Annotated in this window: 19 protein-coding genes and 1 pseudogene; 13 read left to right on the top strand and 7 right to left on the bottom strand. The window is 60.5% G+C overall.

All coding sequences use genetic code 11. The features are described from left to right. Positions 1–203 precede the first annotated feature (203 nt). Together ASE80_RS31745 and ASE80_RS31740 are read left to right on the top strand one after the other, a co-directional pair. Positions 204–1,235 (top strand): annotated as a pseudogene (locus tag ASE80_RS31745) (HAMP domain-containing protein); the annotation flags it as partial. A gap of 93 nt (positions 1,236–1,328) precedes the next feature. Further along, complete coding sequence (locus tag ASE80_RS31740) at positions 1,329–2,093, top strand: methyl-accepting chemotaxis protein (protein WP_370589484.1); 765 nt, start codon at positions 1,329–1,331, stop codon at positions 2,091–2,093. A 36-nt stretch (positions 2,094–2,129) separates the two neighbouring features. Here ASE80_RS31740 and ASE80_RS31105 read toward each other — a convergent pair whose 3' ends face one another. Both ASE80_RS31105 and purU read right to left on the bottom strand, forming a co-directional pair. Continuing rightward, the gene (locus tag ASE80_RS31105; RefSeq protein ID WP_164488395.1) at positions 2,130–2,300 is read right to left on the bottom strand and encodes a hypothetical protein; all 171 of its coding nucleotides are present in this window, start codon (positions 2,298–2,300) and stop codon (positions 2,130–2,132) included. 111 nt (positions 2,301–2,411) lie between these two features. Further along, positions 2,412–3,260 carry a formyltetrahydrofolate deformylase gene (purU, locus tag ASE80_RS08665; protein ID WP_017139791.1) on the bottom strand — a complete coding sequence of 283 codons (849 nt, stop codon included), beginning with the start codon at positions 3,258–3,260 and terminating at the stop codon, positions 2,412–2,414. Positions 3,261–3,607: 347 nt separating this feature from the next. On the opposite strand from purU, the gene mvaT reads away from it, so the two are divergent. Beyond that, positions 3,608–3,982 carry a histone-like nucleoid-structuring protein MvaT gene (gene mvaT / locus ASE80_RS08660; RefSeq protein WP_005790963.1) on the top strand — a complete coding sequence of 125 codons (375 nt, stop codon included), beginning with the start codon at positions 3,608–3,610 and terminating at the stop codon, positions 3,980–3,982. 90 nt (positions 3,983–4,072) lie between these two features. Here mvaT and sbcB read toward each other — a convergent pair whose 3' ends face one another. Continuing rightward, positions 4,073–5,500: an exodeoxyribonuclease I gene (sbcB, locus tag ASE80_RS08655; protein WP_056858557.1), complete on the bottom strand. Its 1,428-nt coding sequence runs from the start codon at positions 5,498–5,500 to the stop codon at positions 4,073–4,075. Positions 5,501–5,665: 165 nt separating this feature from the next. Here sbcB and ASE80_RS08650 point away from each other — a divergent pair, with 165 nt between their 5' ends. The 6 genes from ASE80_RS08650 to ASE80_RS08625 are packed head-to-tail and all read left to right on the top strand — an operon-like array spanning position 5,666 to position 12,336. Further along, positions 5,666–6,358, top strand: coding sequence for an RDD family protein (locus ASE80_RS08650; RefSeq protein WP_056858556.1), 693 nt, complete (start codon positions 5,666–5,668; stop codon positions 6,356–6,358). Next, on the top strand, positions 6,355–7,335 hold the full coding sequence (locus tag ASE80_RS08645; RefSeq protein ID WP_056858555.1) for a stage II sporulation protein M: 981 nt from the start codon (positions 6,355–6,357) through the stop codon (positions 7,333–7,335). Before ASE80_RS08650 ends, ASE80_RS08645 begins: the two co-directional genes overlap by 4 nt. After that, complete coding sequence (locus ASE80_RS08640; protein ID WP_056858554.1) at positions 7,322–8,851, top strand: DUF4129 domain-containing protein; 1,530 nt, start codon at positions 7,322–7,324, stop codon at positions 8,849–8,851. The genes ASE80_RS08645 and ASE80_RS08640 overlap by 14 nt, the downstream gene beginning before the upstream one ends. Next, positions 8,848–10,005 carry a DUF4350 domain-containing protein gene (locus ASE80_RS08635; RefSeq protein ID WP_056858553.1) on the top strand — a complete coding sequence of 386 codons (1,158 nt, stop codon included), beginning with the start codon at positions 8,848–8,850 and terminating at the stop codon, positions 10,003–10,005. The genes ASE80_RS08640 and ASE80_RS08635 overlap by 4 nt, the downstream gene beginning before the upstream one ends. Further along, positions 10,002–10,997 (top strand): AAA family ATPase, encoded by a 996-nt coding sequence (locus ASE80_RS08630; RefSeq protein WP_056858552.1) that lies wholly within the window; start codon positions 10,002–10,004, stop codon positions 10,995–10,997. Before ASE80_RS08635 ends, ASE80_RS08630 begins: the two co-directional genes overlap by 4 nt. 7 nt (positions 10,998–11,004) lie before the next feature. Then, positions 11,005–12,336, top strand: a complete 1,332-nt coding sequence (locus ASE80_RS08625) for a DUF58 domain-containing protein (protein WP_056858551.1) — start codon at positions 11,005–11,007, stop codon at positions 12,334–12,336. 62 nt (positions 12,337–12,398) lie between these two features. Here the strand turns inward: ASE80_RS08625 and ASE80_RS08620 are convergent, their stop codons facing one another. Together ASE80_RS08620 and ASE80_RS08615 are read right to left on the bottom strand one after the other, a co-directional pair. Next, positions 12,399–12,758, bottom strand: coding sequence for a PilZ domain-containing protein (locus ASE80_RS08620; RefSeq protein ID WP_056858650.1), 360 nt, complete (start codon positions 12,756–12,758; stop codon positions 12,399–12,401). Positions 12,759–12,984: 226 nt separating this feature from the next. Continuing rightward, a complete protein-coding gene (locus ASE80_RS08615) occupies positions 12,985–13,359 on the bottom strand; it encodes a tetratricopeptide repeat protein (RefSeq protein ID WP_056858550.1) in 375 nt (124 codons plus the stop codon). A 175-nt stretch (positions 13,360–13,534) separates the two neighbouring features. Between ASE80_RS08615 and pyk the strand changes: the two genes are divergently transcribed. Continuing rightward, positions 13,535–14,986 carry a pyruvate kinase gene (pyk, locus tag ASE80_RS08610; protein WP_017139781.1) on the top strand — a complete coding sequence of 484 codons (1,452 nt, stop codon included), beginning with the start codon at positions 13,535–13,537 and terminating at the stop codon, positions 14,984–14,986. A gap of 161 nt (positions 14,987–15,147) precedes the next feature. Here pyk and ASE80_RS08605 read toward each other — a convergent pair whose 3' ends face one another. Next, the gene (locus ASE80_RS08605; protein ID WP_056858549.1) at positions 15,148–15,897 is read right to left on the bottom strand and encodes an enoyl-CoA hydratase-related protein; all 750 of its coding nucleotides are present in this window, start codon (positions 15,895–15,897) and stop codon (positions 15,148–15,150) included. Between the two features lie 30 nt (positions 15,898–15,927). After that, the gene (locus ASE80_RS08600) at positions 15,928–16,860 is read right to left on the bottom strand and encodes an iron-sulfur-binding ferredoxin reductase (protein WP_056858548.1); all 933 of its coding nucleotides are present in this window, start codon (positions 16,858–16,860) and stop codon (positions 15,928–15,930) included. A gap of 217 nt (positions 16,861–17,077) precedes the next feature. Between ASE80_RS08600 and ASE80_RS08595 the strand changes: the two genes are divergently transcribed. The 3 genes from ASE80_RS08595 (at position 17,078) to ASE80_RS08585 (ending at position 21,921) form a co-directional block, all read left to right on the top strand. Beyond that, positions 17,078–18,601: a fumarate hydratase gene (locus ASE80_RS08595; protein ID WP_010208051.1), complete on the top strand. Its 1,524-nt coding sequence runs from the start codon at positions 17,078–17,080 to the stop codon at positions 18,599–18,601. A gap of 234 nt (positions 18,602–18,835) precedes the next feature. Next, the gene (locus ASE80_RS08590; protein ID WP_056858547.1) at positions 18,836–20,602 is read left to right on the top strand and encodes an ATP-binding protein; all 1,767 of its coding nucleotides are present in this window, start codon (positions 18,836–18,838) and stop codon (positions 20,600–20,602) included. Next, positions 20,596–21,921 (top strand): sigma-54-dependent transcriptional regulator, encoded by a 1,326-nt coding sequence (locus ASE80_RS08585; RefSeq protein ID WP_056858546.1) that lies wholly within the window; start codon positions 20,596–20,598, stop codon positions 21,919–21,921. Before ASE80_RS08590 ends, ASE80_RS08585 begins: the two co-directional genes overlap by 7 nt. Positions 21,922–22,048 lie beyond the last annotated feature (127 nt).

The following is a 22,048-nucleotide window of genomic DNA, read 5'->3' as shown; positions in this document are numbered from 1 at the left end:
TCGTCACCTTTGGTTAATCTTTAGTACCGTCAGGTCGATACAGACAGAGGTAAGACCTACAAAGTCTAAAAATAGGTCAGATAGTTCTCACAGGGACCACCGGAATTATCACAAGCAGTATCACACCTTTTTTGACGCTGTCATTTTGCGCATCCTACGAGGACGCGCTTCGGATATTAAGACCTTAGCGGACCCTACAAGCCATGAATAAAAACCTGCGCTTCAGCCACAAAATCCTGCTTGCAGCCTCCCTTATCGTCATCGCCGCTTTTGCACTGTTTACCCTCTACAACGACTACCTGCAACGCAACGCGATTCGCGACGACCTCGATAATTACCTGCATGAAATGGGTGATGTCACCGCCAGCAACATTCAAACCTGGCTCACCGGGCGGATTGCCCTGGTCGAAAACGCTGCACAGAACATCGCGATCAACCCTGAACCCGCCGTAGTGGCTGGCCTGCTCGAGCAGAAAACCCTGACCTCCTCGTTCATGGCCACCTACGTGGGTGACAGCAAAGGCGCCTTCACGATCCGCCCCGACACCAAGATGCCGGACGGCTTCGACCCACGGGTGCGCCCTTGGTACAAAGGCGCCCAAAGCAGCAATGGCTCAACCCTCACCGAACCTTACATCGACGCGGCGACCGGCCAGTTGATCATTTCCGTGGCCACCCCCAGCGCCAAGGCCGGGCAAAGCATCGGTGTGGTCGGCGGCGACCTGAGCCTGCAAACCCTGGTGGATAACATCGGCGCGCTGAACTTCGGCGGCATGGGCTACGCGTTCCTGGTCAGCGCTGACGGCAAAGTGCTGGTGCACCCGGACAAGAACCTGGTGATGAAGACGCTGGCCGACATGTACCCGAAAAACACCCCGAAGATCAGTGGTGATTTCAGCGAAGTCGAAGCCAATGGCAAAGACAACATCGTGACCTTCACCCCCATCAAAGGCCTGCCGTCGGTGAACTGGTACCTGGGTATTTCGGTGGATAAAGATAAATCCTTCGCCATGCTCAGCAAATTTCGCACCTCGGCCGTTATCGCCACGATTATTGCAGTGGTGATCATCATCGCGCTGCTCGGCATGCTGATCCGTGTGCTGCTGCAACCCCTGCACGTGATGACCCGCGCCATGCAGGACATCGCCGAGGGCGAAGGTGACCTGACCCGCCGCCTGAACATCCAGAATCACGACGAGTTCGGCACGCTGGGTAACGCTTTCAATCGCTTCGTGGAGCGCATTCACACCTCGATTCGCGAAGTGTCCTCGGCCACCGAGCAGGTCAATGAAGTGGCCCTGCGAGTGGTCAGCGCCTCCAACTCGTCGATGGTCAACTCTGACGAGCAGGCCAACCGCACCAACAGCGTGGCTGCCGCTATCAACGAACTGGGCGCGGCTGCGCAAGAAATCGCACGTAACGCCGCCCAGGCGTCCCATCAGGCCAGCGATGCCCGGCACTTGGCCGAAGACGGCCAGCAAGTGGTCGAGCGTAATATCAAGGCGATGAACCAGCTGTCCGAGATGATCAGCGCCTCCAGCAGCAATATCGAAGCGCTTAACAGCAAGACCGTGAACATCGGGCAAATTCTGGAAGTGATCACCAGCATCTCCCAGCAAACCAACCTGCTGGCGCTGAACGCCGCGATCGAAGCGGCACGTGCAGGTGAAGCCGGGCGCGGGTTTGCGGTGGTGGCCGATGAGGTGCGCAACCTGGCGCATCGCACTCAGGAATCGGCGCAACAAGTGCAAAAGATGATTGAAGAGTTGCAGGTCGGCGCCCGGGATTCGGTCAGCACCATGAGTGAAAGCCAGCGCCATAGCCTGGAGAGCGTCGAGATCGCCAACCTGGCCGGCGAGCGTCTCAACAGCGTGACCCAACGCATTGGCGAGATCGACGGCATGAACCAGTCTGTGGCCACCGCCACCGAGGAACAGACTTCGGTGGTGGAGTCGATCAACATGGACATCACCGAGATCAACACCCTCAACCAGGAAGGTGTGGAAAACCTGCAATCGACCCTGCGCGCCTGTACCGACCTGGAACAACAGGCCGCACGCTTGAAACAGCTGGTGGGCAGCTTCCGGATCTGATCCAAAGGCCCGCCGAGCGTTTAAGGCGGCGGGCCGCTAGGCTTGCTCGGGATCGGTTTTAGCCTGTTCCTGCCGCCACAACTCGGCGGCACCGGGAAACTCGGTGCCGTCCTCAGGGTTAAGCTCATCCGGATCAAAACGGCTCAAACAGCCCTCGCCCAGCGTCGCTGGCGCTTTGGAGGTGGCTTTATCGAGTGGGTCGCTCATCGCTTAATCCTTAAGGGCGGACAAAAAAGGGCCTGGGACGATTTAACGCCCAGGCCCTTTTTTCTACAACTTAAACGCGGCTATTTAAACGTGGCTATTTAGACGTGGCTATCAGAACACCACAGTCTTGTTGCCGTGCACCAGCACGCGATCTTCCAAGTGATAACGCAGGCCACGCGCCAGCACCATCTTCTCGACGTCACGGCCGAAACGCACCATGTCTTCAATGCTGTCGCTGTGGCTGACGCGCACGACGTCCTGCTCGATGATCGGGCCGGCGTCGAGTTCCTCGGTGACATAGTGGCACGTTGCGCCAATCAACTTCACACCGCGCAGGGAGGCCTGGTGATACGGCTTGGCACCCACAAACGATGGCAGGAAGCTGTGGTGAATGTTGATCACTCGGCCTGCGTACTCACTGCACAATTCCGGCGGCAGGATTTGCATGTAGCGCGCCAGCACGACCACATCGGCTTCGTGCTGCTTGACCAGGCGGGAGACTTCAGCGAATGCCGGCTCCTTGTCCTGCGGGTTGACCGGCACGTGGTAGTACGGGATGCCATGCCATTCGACCATGCTGCGCAGGTCATCATGATTGGAAATCACACAGGCGATCTCACAGTCGAGTTCATCGCTGTGCCAGCGGTGAAGCAGGTCGGCCAGGCAGTGGGACTCGCGGCTGGCCATCAGTACGACACGCTTTTTCTGCTCCGTGTCGGTGATGTGCCAGGTCATCGAAAACTCTTCGGCGATCGGCGCAAACGCCTCGCGAAATGCTTCGAGACCAAAGGGCAGCGTGTCCGCACGTATCTCATGACGCATGAAAAACCAACCGCTGAGATCGTCCGAGTGATGGCTCGCCTCGGTGATCCAGCCGTTGTGGGAGGCCAGAAAGTTACTGACTTTGGCAACGATGCCAACCCGGTCCGGGCAAGCAATCACCAGCCGAAAAGTGCGCATTAGGGGGAAACTCCAGAACTTCGCAAAGGCCGCCATTCTAGCGATTACGCAGAAAAACTGCAGTACTCCTTGCACCTTATTCTGTCGACCGGCCCTGGCGACACCCCTTAATAACGTAAGGTTTTACCGCCACTATATGAAGGCCCGCCCTCAGGCTCAGACAGTTATGCAAAATAAACAGAATTATCTTTACACCTACCACCTATTAATTAACTCGATTGCATAGCATTGCCACAAACATTCAACGTAATTCACATAAATGCCTTCTTAAATGTTTACTTGGGGAAATTGCCTGACTATTATTAGGCCACTCACTGTCAATCAGCGCTCTACATAAGGTAGTCCCCATGTCCCTGATCAACGAATACCGCGCCACCGAAGAAGCTATCAAAGAACTGCAAGCCCGCTTGAAGAACCTGTCCCAAGACGACAAGCTGCAAACCGAGCTGGAATTCGAAGGCAAACTGCGCACCCTGATGGGTGAATACTCCAAATCCCTGCGTGACATCATCGCGCTGCTGGATCCGGAATCTAAAGTTAAAGCACCGCGTGGCGCTGTGAAAACTACCGGCACCAAGCGTGCTCGCAAGGTCAAGCAGTACAAAAACCCGCACAACGGCGAAGTGATTGAAACCAAAGGTGGCAACCACAAGACTCTGAAAGAGTGGAAAGCCAAGTGGGGCGGCGACGTGGTAGAAGGTTGGGCTACCCTGCTGGGCTAAGCCTGATCGGGCTCAGGCCTGATATGCAACACATTAAAAACGCCAGCTTGCTGGCGTTTTTTATTGTCCGAATACTCTGCAAGTACCTGACTACAGGCCCAGGCGAGCGGCTAAAGAATCGGCATACTCCTGCCATTCATCGAGCACCTGGCGCTGAAACGCTGTAGCACTAACAGCCAACTCCTCACGTGCCTGCTTAAATGCCAACAGGGTATTGGGTGCGCCCCACTCCGGGTTCGACAAACGTTGCTGACAGAAAAGTTTCCAGCGTTGTTGCTCATCGTTGTCCAAGGTGTCAGGAAAGTTACGTGCACGGTAACGGAATAATAATTCCGGCAAACGATGATCATCGAAAGGCCACTGCTGACGTGCCAACTGTGAGGGTTCAGCCACGCGCACTTGTTCGCACAACCGTCGGTCGCGGTCACCGATAAAACCGTCATAGAGCTGCTGCTCCGGGTCGGTGCTCGGCGCAAAGTCTTCCTCGGCATAAATGGCCGCCAACTTGTCGCGCCAAACTTCCTGTGCGTCAGTTAGTCGCAGCACCCGTGCCTGGCACACGTCCATATCGAAGTTCAGGCGTTCGCGATCCTGTGCGCGCAGCACACTCAATGGCGCGACCACCGGGCAGCGGTTGATATGCAACAACTTGAGCGGAACGGGCAACTCCCCTTGCGCCAACTCATCACGGCGCGTGTAGAGCCGCTGGCGCAAGGTGTCGGCGTCGAGGTCGAGCAAACCCTGCGGGTCGAGGCCAAGGTCACAGACAATCAACGCATTGCGGTTGCGCGGGTGCCAGGCCAGGGGCAGTACCACGCTCAGGTAATGACGCTCGGCGGAGAAACGCCCGGAGATATGCACCATGGGCTGCAACAGGCGGACCTGGTCCATCACCCGCTGCTTGCTGCGCAGTTGAAACAACCAGTCATACAACTTTGGCTGCTTGTCGCGGATCAGCCGCGCTAGGGCGATGGTGGCTCGCACGTCCGACAGGGCATCGTGAGCCTGGCCATGATCGATGCCATTGGCTTGGGTCAAACGCTCCAGCTTGAGGGTGACACGCCCGTCCTGCTGCGGCCACTCAATGCCTTCGGGCCGCAGTGCGTAAGCCGTGCGGACCACATCGATCAAGTCCCAACGACTGTTGCCGCCCTGCCACTCACGGGCATAGGGGTCAAAAAAGTTGCGGTACAGGCTGTAGCGCGTCATTTCATCGTCAAAGCGCAATGTGTTGTAACCGGCGCCACAGGTTCCAGGCGCGGCCAGCTCAGCATTCACGCGGGTCATGAAGTCGGCTTCGGCCAGGCCTTTTTCCGCCAGAATGCCGGGGGTGATACCGGTGATGGCGCAGGCAGCCGGATGCGGCAGGATATCGTCGCCTGGCTGGCAATACAGGTTGACCGGCGGGCCGACCTCGTTGAGCTCGAGGTCGGTACGAATACCGGCGACCTGCAACGGGCGATCGCTGCGCGGGTTGATGCCGGTGGTTTCATAGTCGTACCAGAAAATGGTGGTCACGGGCTGTTCCTGTGCTGAAGATCGACAAAGTCTAGGCGCAGCAAGGCACTCGGGGCCAGCGATAGATTACTGTACAAACATCCAGCAAAACCTTGAAGGGTTGCTTCCACCGTCGACACTGCTAGCATCCGTGTCTTCAAGCCACCCGCACTGCCAAGGATCGCGATGCCATCAGTTCCATTGGATACCCACTACCCGATCGAGACCCCCGAGGGCATAGACCTGCCCTTGCGCCCGGCCGGCCTGATGCCACGTGCACTGGCTTTTGCTTTCGACCTGGGTGTGCGCGGCCTGATCATGGGTATCCTGCTCGTGCCGCTGGCGCTGCTCGGCAATATCGGTATTGGCCTGGGCTCGCTGCTGCTGTTCCTGATCAGTTGGTGGTACATGGTGCTGTTCGAAGTCCTTAACCAGGGCTGCTCTCCGGGCAAGCAGGTCATGGGCTTGCGCGTCATTCAGGACGACGGAACACCCATTGGCTGGCCGGCCTCACTCATCCGCAACCTGCTGCGCTTTGTCGACATGCTGCCTTTGGGCTACTTCCTCGGCGCCATCAGCTGCCTGCAACACCCTCACTTCAAACGGCTCGGCGACCTCGCTGCGGGCACGCTGGTGGTCTACCGCGAGCAGCCACTGGCGCGCCCCAAGGTGCCTCAAGCCGACGCCCTGCGCCTGCCCTTCACGCTGCAACTGAGCGAACAACGCGCCATATTGGGTTTCGCCGAACGCCAAGGTGAGTTGTCCGCCGATCGGGTGCACGAACTGGCGGCCATCCTGGCAACGCCGTTACACGTATCGCCAGCGCGTGCGGTAGAACAACTCAATGGCGTGGCACGCGGCCTAGTGGGGCCAACATGAAGCAAAGCCTGTTCGAAAGCCGCCATCAGCCGCAGTGGCAAGCCTTCACCGCACAACTGATCCAGTTGGAGCAAGGCAAGGCCAAGGCCGACGATATGTCCGACTTCCCCCATCATTATCGACGCCTGTGCCAGCACCTCGCCCTGGCCCAGGAGCGTGGCTACAGCAGCTATCTGATAGATCCCCTGCAACAACTGGCACTGCGCGGCCACCAGCAGTTGTATCGCCATCGCAGCCAATTGGGCGCGAATGCAGTGGGCTTTATCCTGGCGGGTTTCCCGCGCCTGGTGCGCGAAAAATGGCGCTTCGTGTTGATCGCCGGCGTGCTGTTCTTCGGCAGCCTGGTGGGTGTTGCGTTGCTGGTCTACCTGTTTCCAGACCTGATCTACAGCATCGTGAGCCCTGCGCAGGTGGCCGAGATGCACAGCATGTATGACCCGGATGCCGGTCACCTCGGGCGTGCTGCGGACCGCGCGTCCAGTGAGGACTGGATGATGTTTGGCTACTACGTGATGCACAACATCGGGATTGCCTTCCAGACCTTTGCCGCCGGTTTGCTGTTCGGCCTGGGCAGCGTGTTCTTTCTGATTTTCAACGGCCTGATCATCGGCGCCATTTCCGGCCATCTCACCGAGATCGGCTATGGCCAGACCTTCTGGTCGTTTGTCATCGGCCACGGCGCCTTCGAACTCACGGCCATCGCACTGGCCGGGGCTGCCGGCTTGCAATTGGGCTGGGCGGTGATTGCTCCCGGGCACCTGACACGCGGCGAATCCCTGCGGCTGGCGGCACGCACAAGTGTGCAGATGCTCTGCGGCGTCATGCTATTGCTGCTGATCGCGGCGTTTATTGAAGCCTATTGGTCTTCCTCCACCACGATCGCGCCCTGGATCAAATACTCAACGGGTGCCGGGCTGTGGCTGTTGGTTGCCGCCTACCTCACGCTTGCCGGACGCACTCGCCATGCGCCTGAGTGAGGCCAGTGTAGTGATTCGTCCCCGTACCTCCTGGGAAGCCATGGACCTGGGTGTACTGATGGCCCAGGAACATCGACTGCTGTTGATGAGCAGTTGGGCAATAGTGACGTTGCCGATATTCAGCTTGCTGACCCTGCTGCTGTGGAAATACCCGTCCACGGCCATCTTCATGTTCTGGTGGCTGAAACCGGCCTTTGATCGCTTGCCGTTGTACATCCTCTCCAAGGCCTTGTTTGGCGAGACACCCAGCCTCAAGCAGGCCGTGCGCCAGTGGCCGCGTCTGCTCAAAGGCCAACTGCTGGCCAGCCTGACCTGGAGGCGACTGAGCCTGAGCCGCAGTTTTGTCATGCCGGTGAGCCAGCTCGAAGGCCTGGACGGCAACGCCCGTCAAAAACGCCTGGGGGTGCTGCTGCAACGCAACGCGGGTGCTGCACGCTGGCTGACCACGATTGGCGTGCATATGGAAATCGGCCTGTGGTTCGGTTGCATGGCACTGTTCTACCTGTTCATCCCACAGCAACTGGAACTCGATTGGGACTGGCAACGGTTGGCGCTGGCAACGGGTTCGGAAGGGTTGTGGCTGGAGCATTTGAGTAACGCCTTCTACGCCCTGATTCTGGTGTTCTGGGAGCCCATCTATGTCGCTTGCGGTTTCAGCCTGTACCTCAACCGCCGCACCGTGCTGGAAGCCTGGGACCTTGAACTGGTGTTCCGCCGGTTACGCCAACGCCTGAGCAGCGTCGCAACGTTGCTGCTGCTGGTGGCTGGGCTGATGCTCGTGCCATTCGGCCGCCCCGTCATGGCGGACGAACCCGAGCCGGCCAAACAAGTCACCACCCAGGCCGCCAGCCAATCGATCAAGGCGCTGCTGGACAGCCCCCCGTTCAAGCACCCGGAAACCGTCACTCGCTACCGTTTTGGCGACGAAAAAAACACCGCGCAACACAAGGTAAAGGGTGACGGTAAACTTCCGGCCTGGCTTCAGGCGCTACTGGACAGATTCAACAGCAATACCTTCAAAAACGCCGCCCTCGGCCTGGAGGTACTGCTCTGGGGCCTGCTGGCGACTGGCCTCGCGCTAGTTGTCTGGCGCTATCGGGAGTGGCTGCACGCCTTTGTCAGTCGACGCGGGCCAACCAAAGCCAAAACCGCCAAAGCGGCCCCTGCACAATTATTCGGCCTGGCGTTGGGCAGCGAGACCTTGCCTGACGACATTGCCAGCACCGCCGAACAGCTGTGGCCCACCCATCCCAGGGAAGCCCTCGGCCTGCTGTATCGCGGCCTGCTCAACCGACTGCTGCACGACTTCAACCTGCCGCTGAAAAGCGCCGACACCGAAGGTCAGGTCCTGGAGCGCATCCACTCACTGCAACAACCGCAACTGCTGGCCTTCAGTGACGCACTGACACACCACTGGCAAAACCTCGCCTATGGCCACCGCCTTCCACCGGCTTTGGTACACCAGCAATTGTGCCGCGATTGGCGCGCCCTGTTCAGTACGGGAGCCGCACAATGAACCGCCCCATGCTGTGGATCGGCCTGTTGCTGGCCTGCCTGCTTGGAGCAGGTGGCCTTTACGCTTGGCACAAGGCGATCCCCTACGACGAAATAGTAGATCGCGGCCCATCGCCACAAGCCATCGCCAACCCTTACCTTGCGGCTGAATACTTCCTGCGCCAGCAGGGCCTGGCCGTGGACCACGCCAACAGCATTGAACACCTGGCCGACCAGCCAGCCAAGGGGCGTAGCCTGGTATTGCTGGGCGAGCGCAGCAACATGACCCCACGCCAGGCGGAGCAACTGCTGGACTGGGCAAAATCCGGTGGCCACCTGCTGCTGGTTGCCGAAGCGCTTTGGGATGAGGAAACCGGTAAAAGTGGCGACCTGCTGCTGGACCGGCTGGACTTCCACCAGACACTCGGCGAGGGCTTTGACGAGCCTGCTTCCCCACGCAAAAAGAAAGCACCGGACCTGACCAAACTCTACGTCGACAATGAGACCGCCCCAGCCTATTTCAGCTTCGATACCGACTTTAACCTCACCGACCCCAGGCACCTGGCGCAGTTCTCCGCCAACAGCGGCAAGTCCAGCCATTTGATGCAACGCAACTTCGGCCAAGGCACCGTAACGGTGGTAACCGACAGCGACCTGTGGAAAACCCCAGGCATCGGCAAACACGATAACGCCTGGCTGTTGTGGTATCTCAACCGGGGTACGGATGTAACGTTGCTGTTCAACAGCGACGTGGACGACCTGCTTACCCTGTTGATGCGCAACTTCCCCCAGGCACTGGTGGCGCTCTGCGCACTGATTGCCCTGGCACTCTGGCACGCCGGCATGCGCCAGGGGCCGACCCGGGCACCCGCCCCAAAGGCTCGTCGCCAGTTACAGGAACACGTGAAGGCCAGTGCCGACTTCCTGTTGCGCCGCAGTGGCCAAGGCACGCTGCTGCACGCCTTGCAGCGTGATATCCAGCGGGCGGCACGACGGCGCCACGCTGGCTTTGAACACCTCGACAGCGACGCACAGTGGCAGGTCCTCGAACGCCTGACGCGCCAACCCTCCCACGTCATCCGCCAGGCCCTCGGCCCACTTCCGGCAAAACGGCTTACCAGCGCCGATTTCAGCCGTCAGGTGGCGAGCCTGCAAACCCTCAGGAATGCCCTATGAGTGAATTTCCCACGGCCACCGCCCCGACTGCCGAGAGCCTACAAAAGGCCAGCCAGCAGGCACAGGCTCTGCGTGTTGAACTGCGTAAGGCGGTGATTGGCCAGGACCAGGTCATCGACGACGTGCTCACCGCATTGATCGCCGGTGGTCACATACTGCTCGAAGGTGTGCCAGGGCTTGGCAAAACCCTGTTGGTTCGCGCGCTGGCCCGCTGTTTTGGTGGCGACTTTGCCCGTATCCAGTTCACCCCGGACCTGATGCCCAGCGATGTCACCGGCCACGCCGTGTACGACCTGCACAGTGAGCAATTCAAGCTGCGCAAGGGGCCGCTGTTCACCCACCTGTTGCTGGCCGATGAAATCAATCGCGCCCCCGCCAAGACCCAGGCCGCCCTGCTTGAGGCCATGCAGGAACGCCAAGTCACCCTCGAGGGCGAAGCGCTGCCCATTGGCCAACCGTTCATGGTGCTCGCGACCCAGAACCCCATCGAACAGGAAGGCACGTACCCCCTGCCCGAGGCCGAGCTGGACCGGTTCATGCTCAAAGTGCGCATGGACTACCCCGATGCGCAGCAGGAGCTGGAGATGGTCCGCGAAGTCACCCGCTCCTCCAGGGCCGACATGCTGGATGTGCAGCCACTGCGCACGGTGCTGCAGGCAGAGGACGTGTTGCAGTTGCAGCAAATTGCCAGCGAACTGCCGCTGGATGAGCAAGTCCTCGACTACGCCGTGCGCCTGGCCCGCGCCACGCGCAGTTGGCCAGGGCTGACTATCGGTGCAGGCCCGCGTGCCTCCATCGCCCTGGTTCGCGGCGCCCGCGCCCGGGCCTTGCTGCGCGGTGGCGAGTTCGTCACCCCGGACGATATCAAGGGTTGCGCCTTGGCGGTGTTGCGCCATCGCGTGCGCATCGCCCCCGAATTGGACATTGACGGCTTGGAAGTGGATCAGGTGCTCAAGCAACTGCTGGAGCAGATTCCGGCACCTCGGCAATGACTCGACCATGAAGCCGACTCGTCTGCTGCTGATCTGGCTTGGCGTCCTCCTGGGTTTGAACACCCTGTTGGGCGCGGCTACGGCGCTCCAGTTCAACGTACCCGACACGCTGCATAAAGTGGCGTGGGGCCTTTTGCTGGCGCTGTTTCTATTGGCACTGCTGGACGCCCTGCGCCTGCGGCGCCTTCCGTGCCCACGGGTGCAACGGCAGATGCCGGGTAGCCTGGCCTTGGGCCGTTGGGGTGAAGTACGCCTGACCCTTGAACATGACTTCCCGCAGCCGCTGACCGTGCAGGTATTCGACCACGCGCCTGACGGCCTGAGCGTGGAGAATATGCCGCAGCCCATCGAACTTCTGCCGGGCCAGCGAAGCGAACTGGGCTATCGATTGCGGCCCTTGCGGCGTGGGCACTTCAGTTTCAGTCGCTGTGAGATTCACTTGCCCAGCCCTTTCGGGTTGTGGTCTGCGAGGCGCTTTGTTGCAGCCCCGGATACAACGCGGGTCTACCCTGACTTTGCCCGTTTGTACGGTGCACATTTGCTGGGCGTGGACAGTTGGTTGAGCCAATTGGGGGTTCGCCAGCGCCAACGCCGGGGGTTGGGGCTGGAGTTTCATCAATTGCGCGAGTTTCGCGAGGGTGACAGCCTGCGCCAGATCGACTGGAAAGCCACCGCGCGCCAGCGCACGCCCATCGCCCGGGAATATCAGGACGAGCGCGACCAGCAGATTGTGCTCATGCTCGATTGTGGTCGGCGCATGCGCAGCCAGGACGCCGAACTCGCTCACTTCGACCACGCGCTTAATGCTTGCCTGCTGCTCAGTTACGTTGCCTTGCGCCAAGGCGATGCCGTTGGGCTGAGCACCTTTGCCTGCGACCAGCCGCGCTACCTGGCGCCCGTCAAAGGCAGCGGCCAACTCAACCTGTTACTCAATGCTGTTTACGACCTCGATACCACCCGCCGTACTGCCGACTATGCGGCCGCCGCCAGCCAATTACTGGCCCGGCAGAAACGTCGGGCATTAGTGATAGTGGTGACCAATCTTCGCGATGAAGATGATGAGGAGTTACTTGCGGCGGTCAAGCGCATCAGCCGGCAACACCGGGTGCTGGTCGCCAGCCTGCGCGAAGAGGTACTCGACCAACTGCGCCAGGCCCCTGTGCAAACCTTGCCTGAAGCGCTGGCCTACAGCGGGACTGTCGACTACCTCAACAAGAGAAACGATCTGCATGAGCGCTTGAGTGCCCACGGCTTGTCGGTGCTGGATACGCCACCCTCGGGCCTGGGGACCGCCTTGGTGACGCGTTATCTGGGTTGGAAAAAAGCCGGTGTTTTATGACTCATGCACACCACCACAAGCTCGGCTGACTTCACCCGGCCCGGGTCGGCAGCGCGCAATTCCTAGGCGGAAGCCTGCAAAGGGTCAAAGCTGAAGTAATGGCACAGGGCACTGATCAATTGCCCGTATGCCTCAGGTGCTTCGACCACGCGAAACCCCGAGTCATAGTGCTGCGGGGTGATGTCTTCATGGCTCCACAAGCACATTGCCGTGAGGTCAATGGCCTGGAACTCACCGTCTGCCATGGGGATTTTCAAACGCAGTTCAAATGCTACATCAACCATCATGGGTAATTGGCTGATCAACATCAGCCCATCTTCGGACACGTTCCCCAAGTAGCCAATAGGCTTATCCGTAAGCCGGTTGAAGACTTTCAAGAAACCAGACAACTGATGCCGCTCAATCCTTCGGTCGGTAAACATGATGAAATCGCCATCCATTGGCCATATCAGTGGCCGCGCCAGTTATTCGGAACGAACACTGAATGTTCGCTCTCCCTGGAAATTGGTGCGAATCCAGCGTGCGCTTGATCGCCCTACAGCTGCCAATCCCAAGCAATCCATCCGATTGAACATAAACTTGTACAAACGGACACTCAAAGAATAGCTTAAGACTGGCGACGGGCCAGCTATGGAATGATAAATATCATCAAAGTGATGCGGGCCGTGGCTGCGCGACGCTGGCGCCGGAGTAGTGGCCCAGTTGCTGCAGGGTGTCGAGCCGGGCACGGGCGCGGTAGGCATACTCGCTGGCCGGGTATTGATTGATGATGAACTGGTAGGTCTGCACCGCATCAACAAACAGCTTCTGGCGCTCCAGGCATTGCCCGCGCAGCATCGAAACTTCCGGTTGCACATACCGACGGGTACGGCTCTCGCGGTCCACCTGGGACAATTCCAGGGTCACGCGTGCGCAATCACCCACCCCATAGGCGCGGTAAGCGTTGTTCAAATGATGGTCCATCGACCAGCGGGTACAGCCGACGACACTGACGGCCAGGGCAGCAATGAGCAAAATTCGCATGGGGGTTCTCCTGTCTTGTGCAGTGTATCGACCCCGCGCCAAAAATCTTCAAGGGTGTTCATCTATTCAATTGGAGCTAAAACAAGCGAATCTTCGATAAGTAGTGCAAACGAACAATGACTACAACCAAAGAGCATAGTAGCCTTCCTCAGCGCTTGAACTCAGGAGTCTGTGCATGTCCGTCCGTCGTACCAAAATCGTCGCCACCCTTGGCCCGGCCAGTAACTCGCCGGAAGTCCTCGAACAGCTGATTCTGGCTGGTTTGGACGTTGCCCGTCTGAACTTCTCCCACGGCACCCCGGACGAGCACAAGGCTCGCGCCAAGCTGGTGCGTGACCTGGCCGCCAAGCACGGCCGCTTCGTGGCACTGCTGGGTGACCTGCAAGGCCCGAAAATCCGTATCGCCAAATTCGCCAACAAGCGCATCGAGCTGAAGATCGGTGACAAGTTCACCTTTTCCACCAGCCATTCGCTGACCGAAGGCAACCAGGAAGTCGTGGGTATCGACTACCCGGACCTGGTCAAGGACTGCGGCGTCGGCGACGAACTGCTGCTGGATGACGGCCGCGTGGTCATGCGCGTCGACACCGCCACCTCGACGGAGCTGAACTGCACCGTGATCATCGGTGGCCCGCTGTCCGACCACAAAGGCATCAATCGTCGCGGCGGTGGCCTGACGGCGCCGGCCCTGACTGAAAAAGACAAGGCCGACATCAAGCTCGCCGCCGAAATGGAAGTGGACTACCTCGCCGTGTCCTTCCCGCGCGACGCTGCAGACATGGAATACGCCCGCAAGCTACGCGACGAAGCCGGCGGTACTGCCTGGCTGGTGGCCAAGATCGAACGCGCCGAAGCCGTGGCCGATGACGAAACCCTCGACGCCCTGATCAACGCTTCCGACGCCGTGATGGTTGCCCGTGGCGACCTGGGCGTGGAAATCGGTGACGCCGAGCTGATCGGTATCCAGAAGAAGATCATTCTGCACGCACGCCGCCACAACAAGGCCGTGATCGTGGCGACCCAGATGATGGAGTCGATGATCCAGAACCCGATGCCGACCCGTGCCGAAGTGTCCGACGTGGCCAACGCCGTGCTCGACTACACCGACGCCGTGATGCTCTCGGCTGAAAGTGCTGCCGGCCCTTACCCGCTGGAAGCTGTGCAGGCCATGGCGCGTATCTGCGTCGGTGCCGAAAAGCACCCGACCAGCAAGACCTCCAGCCACCGTATCGGCAAAGTGTTCGAAAGCTGCGACCAGAGCATCGCCCTGGCTGCCATGTACACCGCCAACCACTTCCCGGGCGTGAAAGCGATCATTGCCCTGACCGAAAGTGGCTACACCCCGCTGATCATGTCGCGTATCCGTTCGTCGGTGCCGATCTACGCGTTCACCCCACACCGCGAAGCCCAGGCCCGCGCGGCGTTGTTCCGTGGCGTGTACACCATTCCGTTCGATCCGGCTTCGCTGGCACCGAACGAAGTGAGCCAGAAGGCGATCGACGAACTGGTCAAGCGTGGCGTCGTAGAGAAAGGCGACTGGGTCATCCTGACCAAGGGCGACAGCTACCACACCACCGGTGGCACCAATGGCATGAAGATCCTGCACGTGGGCGACCCGCAGTTCTGAGTGACACGCTGAAAAACAAAAGCCCCGCCATGTGAATGGCGGGGCTTTTTGTATTTAAAGGCCTGGAGATCTGTTGAATCAAAGGGCCTCATCGCAGGCAAGCCAGCTCCCACAGTTGACCGCATTCCAATGTGGGAGCTGGCTTGCCTGCGATGGCGTCATCAGCGCCGGGTGATAAACCCCGACAACGCCGCAATCGCCTCAGGCGACTTCAAGCGCTGTACAAACAACGCCCCCTCGTCCTCAATCACCTGCCGCAACTGTTCACGGTCGACACTTTTCATCAGCTGCTTGCTGACCTGCACCGCGCCCGGCGCCAGGGTTTCAAAGCGCTGCGCAACTTCCCGCGCCTTGGCCAGCGCCGCTTCACCACTACCCATCGCCTCAGTGGCAATTCCCCACGCGGCCGCCTGCTCGCCGGTAAAACCTTCGCCCAACAGCAACAATTCAGCCGCTTTGGCATGCCCCAGCAGCCGAGGCAGGATCAGGCTGGAGCCAAATTCCGGGCACAGCCCCAGGTTGACGAACGGCATGCGCAAACGCGCATCGCGGCTGATATACACAAGGTCGCAATGCAGTAGCAGAGTCGTACCGATACCGACCGCCGCACCCGCCACCGCCGCGATCACCGGCTTGCGGCAGTTGAGCAGGCTTTGCATGAAGTGAAACGGCGGGCTGTCCAGATTACTGGGCGGCTGTTCGAGGAAGTCGGCGATGTCGTTGCCGGCGGTAAAACATTCATTGCTGCCCTGTATCAGCACCGCCCGGATACCTGAATCCGCATCAGCCTGTTCCAGCGCCTCAGCCAGTTGGGTGTACATCGCGCGGGTCAGGGCATTTTTCTTGTCGGGGCGATTGAGCTGCAGGGTCAGCAGCCCGCCTTCGCGTTGCAGCAGGATGGCGTCGGTCATGGCGAATCTCGCGGCTGGAAAAATCAGCGCTCAACCACGCGGCAGGAACACATCGGCCAGCAGTTGATTGCGCGGCAATCCCGCCAGGAACAGGCGTTTGGAAAACGCCTCGACATTGGCAGGGTGCCCGCAGAGTAAGGCCAGAGTTTGCCGTGAAACAAGCCGCAGTTGCGCCAATGCCTGGGCCGACTCCGCCGCCGTCCACAGCTCCACAGTCAGGTTCGCGTGCTGCGCAGCCAACGCCGCCAGGGGCTCGGCCAGATAATGCCCATCGGCATCATGGGCCAGGTGAATCACGCGGATGGCGCCTTGGTGATCCTGGCGCAGCGCCTCGCGCAGCACGCCCCATAACGGCCCAAGCCCCGTGCCGGACGCCAGCAGCCACAGTGGCCGCGATTGCCAGTCAGGATCATATTGCAGCGCCCCGCCCCGCAACTCACCCAGCCGCAGGCCGTCGCCCACCTGTAGTTGCCGGGCAATATCGCTGAATTCACCGGGCAGACGGCAATCGAGATGAAACTCCAAAAACGGGTCTTCCTGAGGCAAGCTGGCCAACGAATACGGGCGCGCCACCTGCCCCGCCCACAGCACCAGATGCTGCCCGGCCCGATAACGCAGGCCACGTTCGGGTTGCAGGCGCAGGCGCAGCACCTCGGGGTTCAACCAGTCGACGCCCACCACTTGCGCGGGCAAGCCATCGTGCAGCGGGTCAAATGCTTCAACCTGTAAATCTGCGACAACCTCACACTGGCAGGCCAGACGCCAACCGTCCTGACGTTGCGCCGAGCTCAAGGCATCAGGCTGCTTATCCACAACCTCACCCTGGCAACGCACCAGGCACGCATGGCAACTGCCCGCCCGGCAACTGTAGGGCACAGCCACGCCCGCCTGATTCAAGGCATCCAGCAGGTTGCTGCCGGTGGCTACCGACCAGTGGCGTTCGCCGACGTGCAGTTCAGGCATATAAAGGCTCAATCAGAAGGGACCCGCACAGGGAATCATGCCTGCGACAGTTTGACCATAGTCGGGTGTATCGGCCACCGCGTCGGGTTATACTGCCGCGCCTTTTTAGCGTCGCGCCTTGCACCACTGTGGCGTGCCTTGGAAAGGTGGTTTCAGCCGACCGATGCAACACTGAAGCCACCTTTATTGAATGTTCCCTTATAGAGGAGCGCGACTCATGACCGTGATCAAGCAAGACGACCTGATTCAGAGCGTTGCCGACGCCCTGCAATTCATTTCCTACTACCACCCCGTTGACTTCATCCAGGCCATGCACGAAGCCTACCTGCGCGAAGAATCGCCGGCAGCCCGTGACTCCATCGCCCAGATCCTGATCAACTCGCGCATGTGTGCCACCGGCCATCGCCCGATCTGCCAGGACACCGGTATCGTGACCGTGTTCGTGCGCGTGGGCATGGATGTACGTTGGGACGGCGCCACCATGGGCCTGGACGACATGATCAACGAAGGCGTGCGTCGCGCCTACAACCTGCCGGAAAACGTCCTGCGCGCCTCCATCCTGGCCGACCCGGCCGGTGCGCGTAAAAACACCAAGGACAACACCCCGGCCGTAATCCACTACTCCATCGTCCCGGGTAACACCGTGGAAGTGGACGTGGCAGCCAAGGGCGGCGGTTCCGAGAATAAGTCGAAAATGGCCATGCTCAACCCGTCCGACTCGATCGTCGACTGGGTGCTCAAGACCGTTCCGACCATGGGCGCCGGCTGGTGCCCACCGGGCATGCTCGGCATCGGCATCGGCGGCACCGCCGAGAAAGCTGCGGTAATGGCCAAAGAAGTGTTGATGGAGTCCATCGACATTCACGAGCTGAAAAAGCGCGGCCCGCAGAACCGTATCGAAGAGATGCGTCTGGAGCTGTTCGAGAAGGTCAACCAACTGGGCATCGGCGCCCAGGGCCTGGGTGGCCTGACCACCGTGCTCGACGTGAAAATCATGGACTACCCGACCCACGCAGCCTCGCTGCCGGTGTGCATGATCCCCAACTGCGCCGCCACCCGTCACGCGCACTTTGTGCTCGACGGTTCGGGCCCGGCGTCGCTGGAAGCGCCACCGCTCGACGCCTACCCGGAAATCGTCTGGGAAGCCGGCCCGTCGGCTCGCCGCGTCAACCTCGACACCCTGACCCCGGAAGAAGTGCAGAGCTGGAAGCCGGGCGAAACCGTGTTGCTCAACGGCAAGATGCTCACTGGCCGCGACGCGGCGCACAAGCGCATGGTCGAAATGCTCAACAAGGGCGAAACCCTGCCGGTGGACCTCAAGGGTCGCTTCATCTACTACGTCGGCCCGGTTGATCCGGTGCGCGAAGAAGTGGTTGGCCCGGCTGGCCCGACCACGGCCACGCGGATGGACAAGTTCACCCGTCAGATCCTCGAGCAAACCGGCCTGTTGGGCATGATCGGCAAATCCGAGCGCGGCCCTACCGCTATCGAAGCGATCAAGGACCACAAAGCCGTGTACCTGATGGCCGTGGGCGGCGCTGCTTACCTGGTGGCGCAAGCCATCAAGAAGTCGCGCGTTGTCGCGTTTGCCGAACTGGGCATGGAAGCGATCTACGAGTTCGACGTCAAAGACATGCCGGTCACCGTTGCGGTAGATAGCAAGGGCGAATCCGTGCACATCACCGGTCCTGCCATCTGGCAGAAAAAGATCAGTGAAAGCCTGGCGGTAGAAGTGCAGTAAGCACTTCCCCGCAAGGATAAAGGCGACTGCGGCCCCACGGCCCAGTCGCTTTTTTTATGCTGAATTCGATCATGTGGGAGCTGGCTTGCCTGCGATGGCCGCACCGCGTTTTTTCAGTTACACCGAGGTGAAACCATCGCAGGCAAGCCAGCTCCCACAGAAATTCCACTTGCCACAAGTTTGCGGCCGCTCATGCTATGGTGCTTGCCCCTTACCGCGCCTGTTCATCACCGTATGATCGTGATCCCTCGCCCCCTGCGACTGACTTTCTACTCGCTGTTGATCATCGCCGGCGCCGTGCTGGCCGCCGCCTTGGCCACCCGCCATGCCGAACGCCAAGCCTTGGTGGATGACGCCGCTCGCGCCAATCAGCAACTGGCGCTGTATGCCAATTCCTTGCACACCCTGATCGAACGTTACCGCGCCCTGCCCGCCGTACTGGCGCTGGATTCGGAAATGATCAGCGCCCTCAAAGCCCCGCTGGACGCCGCCACCCAGGACTTGCTCAACCGCAAGCTGGAGCGCATCAACGGCGCCGCGCAGTCTTCCACCCTGGAACTGATGGACCGTAACGGCCTGGCCGTGGCCGCCAGTAACTGGAACCTGCCCAGCAGTTATGTCGGGCACAACTACGCGTTTCGTCCGTATTTCAGCCAGACCAAAAGCCAGGGCACCGGGCGTTTTTATGCGGTGGGGGTGACCACCGGCATTCCGGGTTATTTCCTCTCCAGCGCCGTGGTCGATGAGCGCGAACAGTTCCTCGGCGCCATGGTGGTGAAGCTGGAATTCCCCGAGCTTGAGCGCGAATGGGCTCAAGGCAACGACCTGCTGCTGGTCAGCGATGCGCGGGGCATCGTGTTTATCGCCAACCAGCCGGGCTGGCGTTACCGTAACTTGCGCCCCCTGTCGGTTAATGACCTTGCCGAACTCAAGGCGACTCGCCAATACGACAAGAAACAGCTGCAGCCGCTGGACACTCAGACGCTGCAGCGCTTTGACGAAAACAGCCACCTGATGCGTGTCAACGGCCCCGACGGCAACGCCCGTTACATCTGGGAATCCCTGCCGCTCAAAGCCGAAGGCTGGACCTTGCACCTGCTGCGCAAACCGCAGTTCGCTTTTGAAGACCAACGCAACGCCGGCCTTGCCGCCGCCGGTTCATGGCTGGCGCTGGTGTTCCTGCTGCTGTTCCTGAATCAACGCTGGCGCCTGGCCCGCTTGCGCCAACGCAGCCGCGAAGAGCTTGAACAGCTTGTCGAAGAGCGCACCCAGGCGCTGCGCACTGCGCAGGACGGCCTGGTGCAGTCGGCCAAGCTGGCGGCCCTGGGGCAAATGTCCGCAGCCCTCGCCCATGAAATCAACCAGCCACTGACCGCCCAGCGCATGCAGTTGGCGACCTTGCGCCTGCTGCTCGATCACGGCCGCGTGGACGATGCCTATAAGGCACTGACGCCGCTGGACGACATGCTCACACGCATGGCGGCGCTCACCGGCCACCTCAAGACCTTCGCGCGCAAGAGCCCCAGCGGCCTGCGTGAGCGGCTGGATTTGGCCACGGTGGTCGACCAATCCTTGCACCTGCTCGACGCCCGTCTGCGCGATGAAAGCATTGGTGTGGTGCTGGACCTCAGCCGCCCTGCCTGGGTGCGTGGTGACGCGATCCGCCTGGAGCAAGTGCTGATCAACCTGCTACGCAATGCGCTGGACGCCATGGCCGACAAACCGCGCAAACGCCTGGAAATCCGCCTGCACGCCGACCAACAACTGTGGCAACTGACCGTCAGCGACAGCGGCGGCGGGATTGCCGAAGCGCATCTGAACAGCGTGTTCGATCCATTTTTCACCACCAAACCCGTGGGCGACGGGCTTGGTTTGGGGTTGGCCGTGTCCTATGCCATCGTGCATGAACTGGGCGGGCGCCTGCTCGCCGGCAACCGTGGCGACGGCGCGGTATTTACCCTGACCTTGCCTATCGCGCTGGAGACGCCCGACCTATGTTGAACGCAGTGATTGTGGTGGATGACGAGGCGAGTATTCGCTCCGCCGTCGAACAGTGGTTGAGCCTGTCGGGGTTTGAAGTGCAGTTGTTCAGTCGCGCCGAAGAATGCCTGGCACATCTGCCCAAGGACTTTCCTGGCGTCATTTTGAGCGACGTGCGCATGCCCGGCCTCAGCGGCCTGGAACTGCTGGCCGAAGTGCAGCGGCGTGACGCCGACTTGCCGGTGATCTTGCTCACCGGCCATGGCGATGTACCGATGGCCGTGGAAGCCATGCGTGACGGTGCCTACGACTTTCTGGAAAAGCCCTTCAGCCCGGACGCACTGCTCAACAGCCTGCGCCGCGCCTTGGACAAACGCGGGTTGATCCTGGAAAACCGCCGCCTGCATCAACAGGCCGACCATCGGGCGCAGCTGGAATCGAGCCTGCTCGGCGTGTCCCGTGGTTTGCAGACCCTGCGCCGCCAAGTGCTGGACCTGGCCAGCTTGCCGGTCAATGTGCTGATCCGTGGCGAAACCGGCAGCGGCAAGGAACTGGTCGCGCGCTGCCTGCATGATTTTGGCCCTCGGGCGAAAAAGCCATTTGTCGCACTCAACTGCGCGGCCATCCCCGAGCAGCTGTTTGAAGCCGAGCTGTTCGGCCACGAAAGCGGCGCGTTCACCGGCGCCCAGGGCAAACGCATCGGCAAGCTGGAATATGCCCACGGCGGCACGCTGTTCCTGGATGAAATCGAAAGCATGCCGCTGGCCCAGCAGGTCAAATTGTTGCGGGTGTTGCAGGAACAGAAACTGGAGCGGCTTGGCTCCAACCAAAGTATCCATGTGGACTTGCGCATCATTGCCGCCACCAAGCCCGACCTGCTCGAAGAGGCCCGCGCCGGGCGTTTTCGCGAAGACCTGGCGTACCGTTTGAACGTCGCACAACTGCGCCTGCCGCCCTTGCGCGAACGGCGTGAAGATATTCCGCTGCTGTTCGACCACTTTGCCCAAAGCGCCGCCGAGCGCCTGGGCCGCAGCGCCGAACCGTTGAGCGGCGCGCAACTGGGGCGCCTGCTCAGCCATGACTGGCCGGGCAATGTGCGCGAGCTGGCCAACGTCGCCGAACGCCAGGTGCTGGGCCTGGGTGAACCGGAGCCGGAAGGCGTCGAGGCCGGGCAATCCCTGGCGGCGCAGCAGGAGGCGTTCGAGGCGCATTGCCTCAAGGCTGCGTTGACACGGCACAAAGGCGATATCAAGGCGGTGTTGGCCGAGCTGCAACTGCCGCGCCGTACCTTGAATGAAAAGATGCAGCGGCATGGGTTGGTGCGGGAGATGTTTTTCTAGGCTGACGTTTGTATCGCCTTTCAGGACGCCTTCGCGAGCAAGCCCGCTTGTGTCTTGATCTGGGAATAAACTCTGTGGTGAGAGGGGTGGATGGCAAGCTGTGAGTCCGCGGTGCTAGAAGCACGAG

Origin of the sequence: Pseudomonas sp. Leaf15, from assembly GCF_001421425.1 — a bacterium.
Classification (GTDB): Bacteria; Pseudomonadota; Gammaproteobacteria; order Pseudomonadales; family Pseudomonadaceae; genus Aquipseudomonas; species Aquipseudomonas salomonii.
This window is presented reverse-complemented; position numbering and strand designations above follow the sequence as displayed.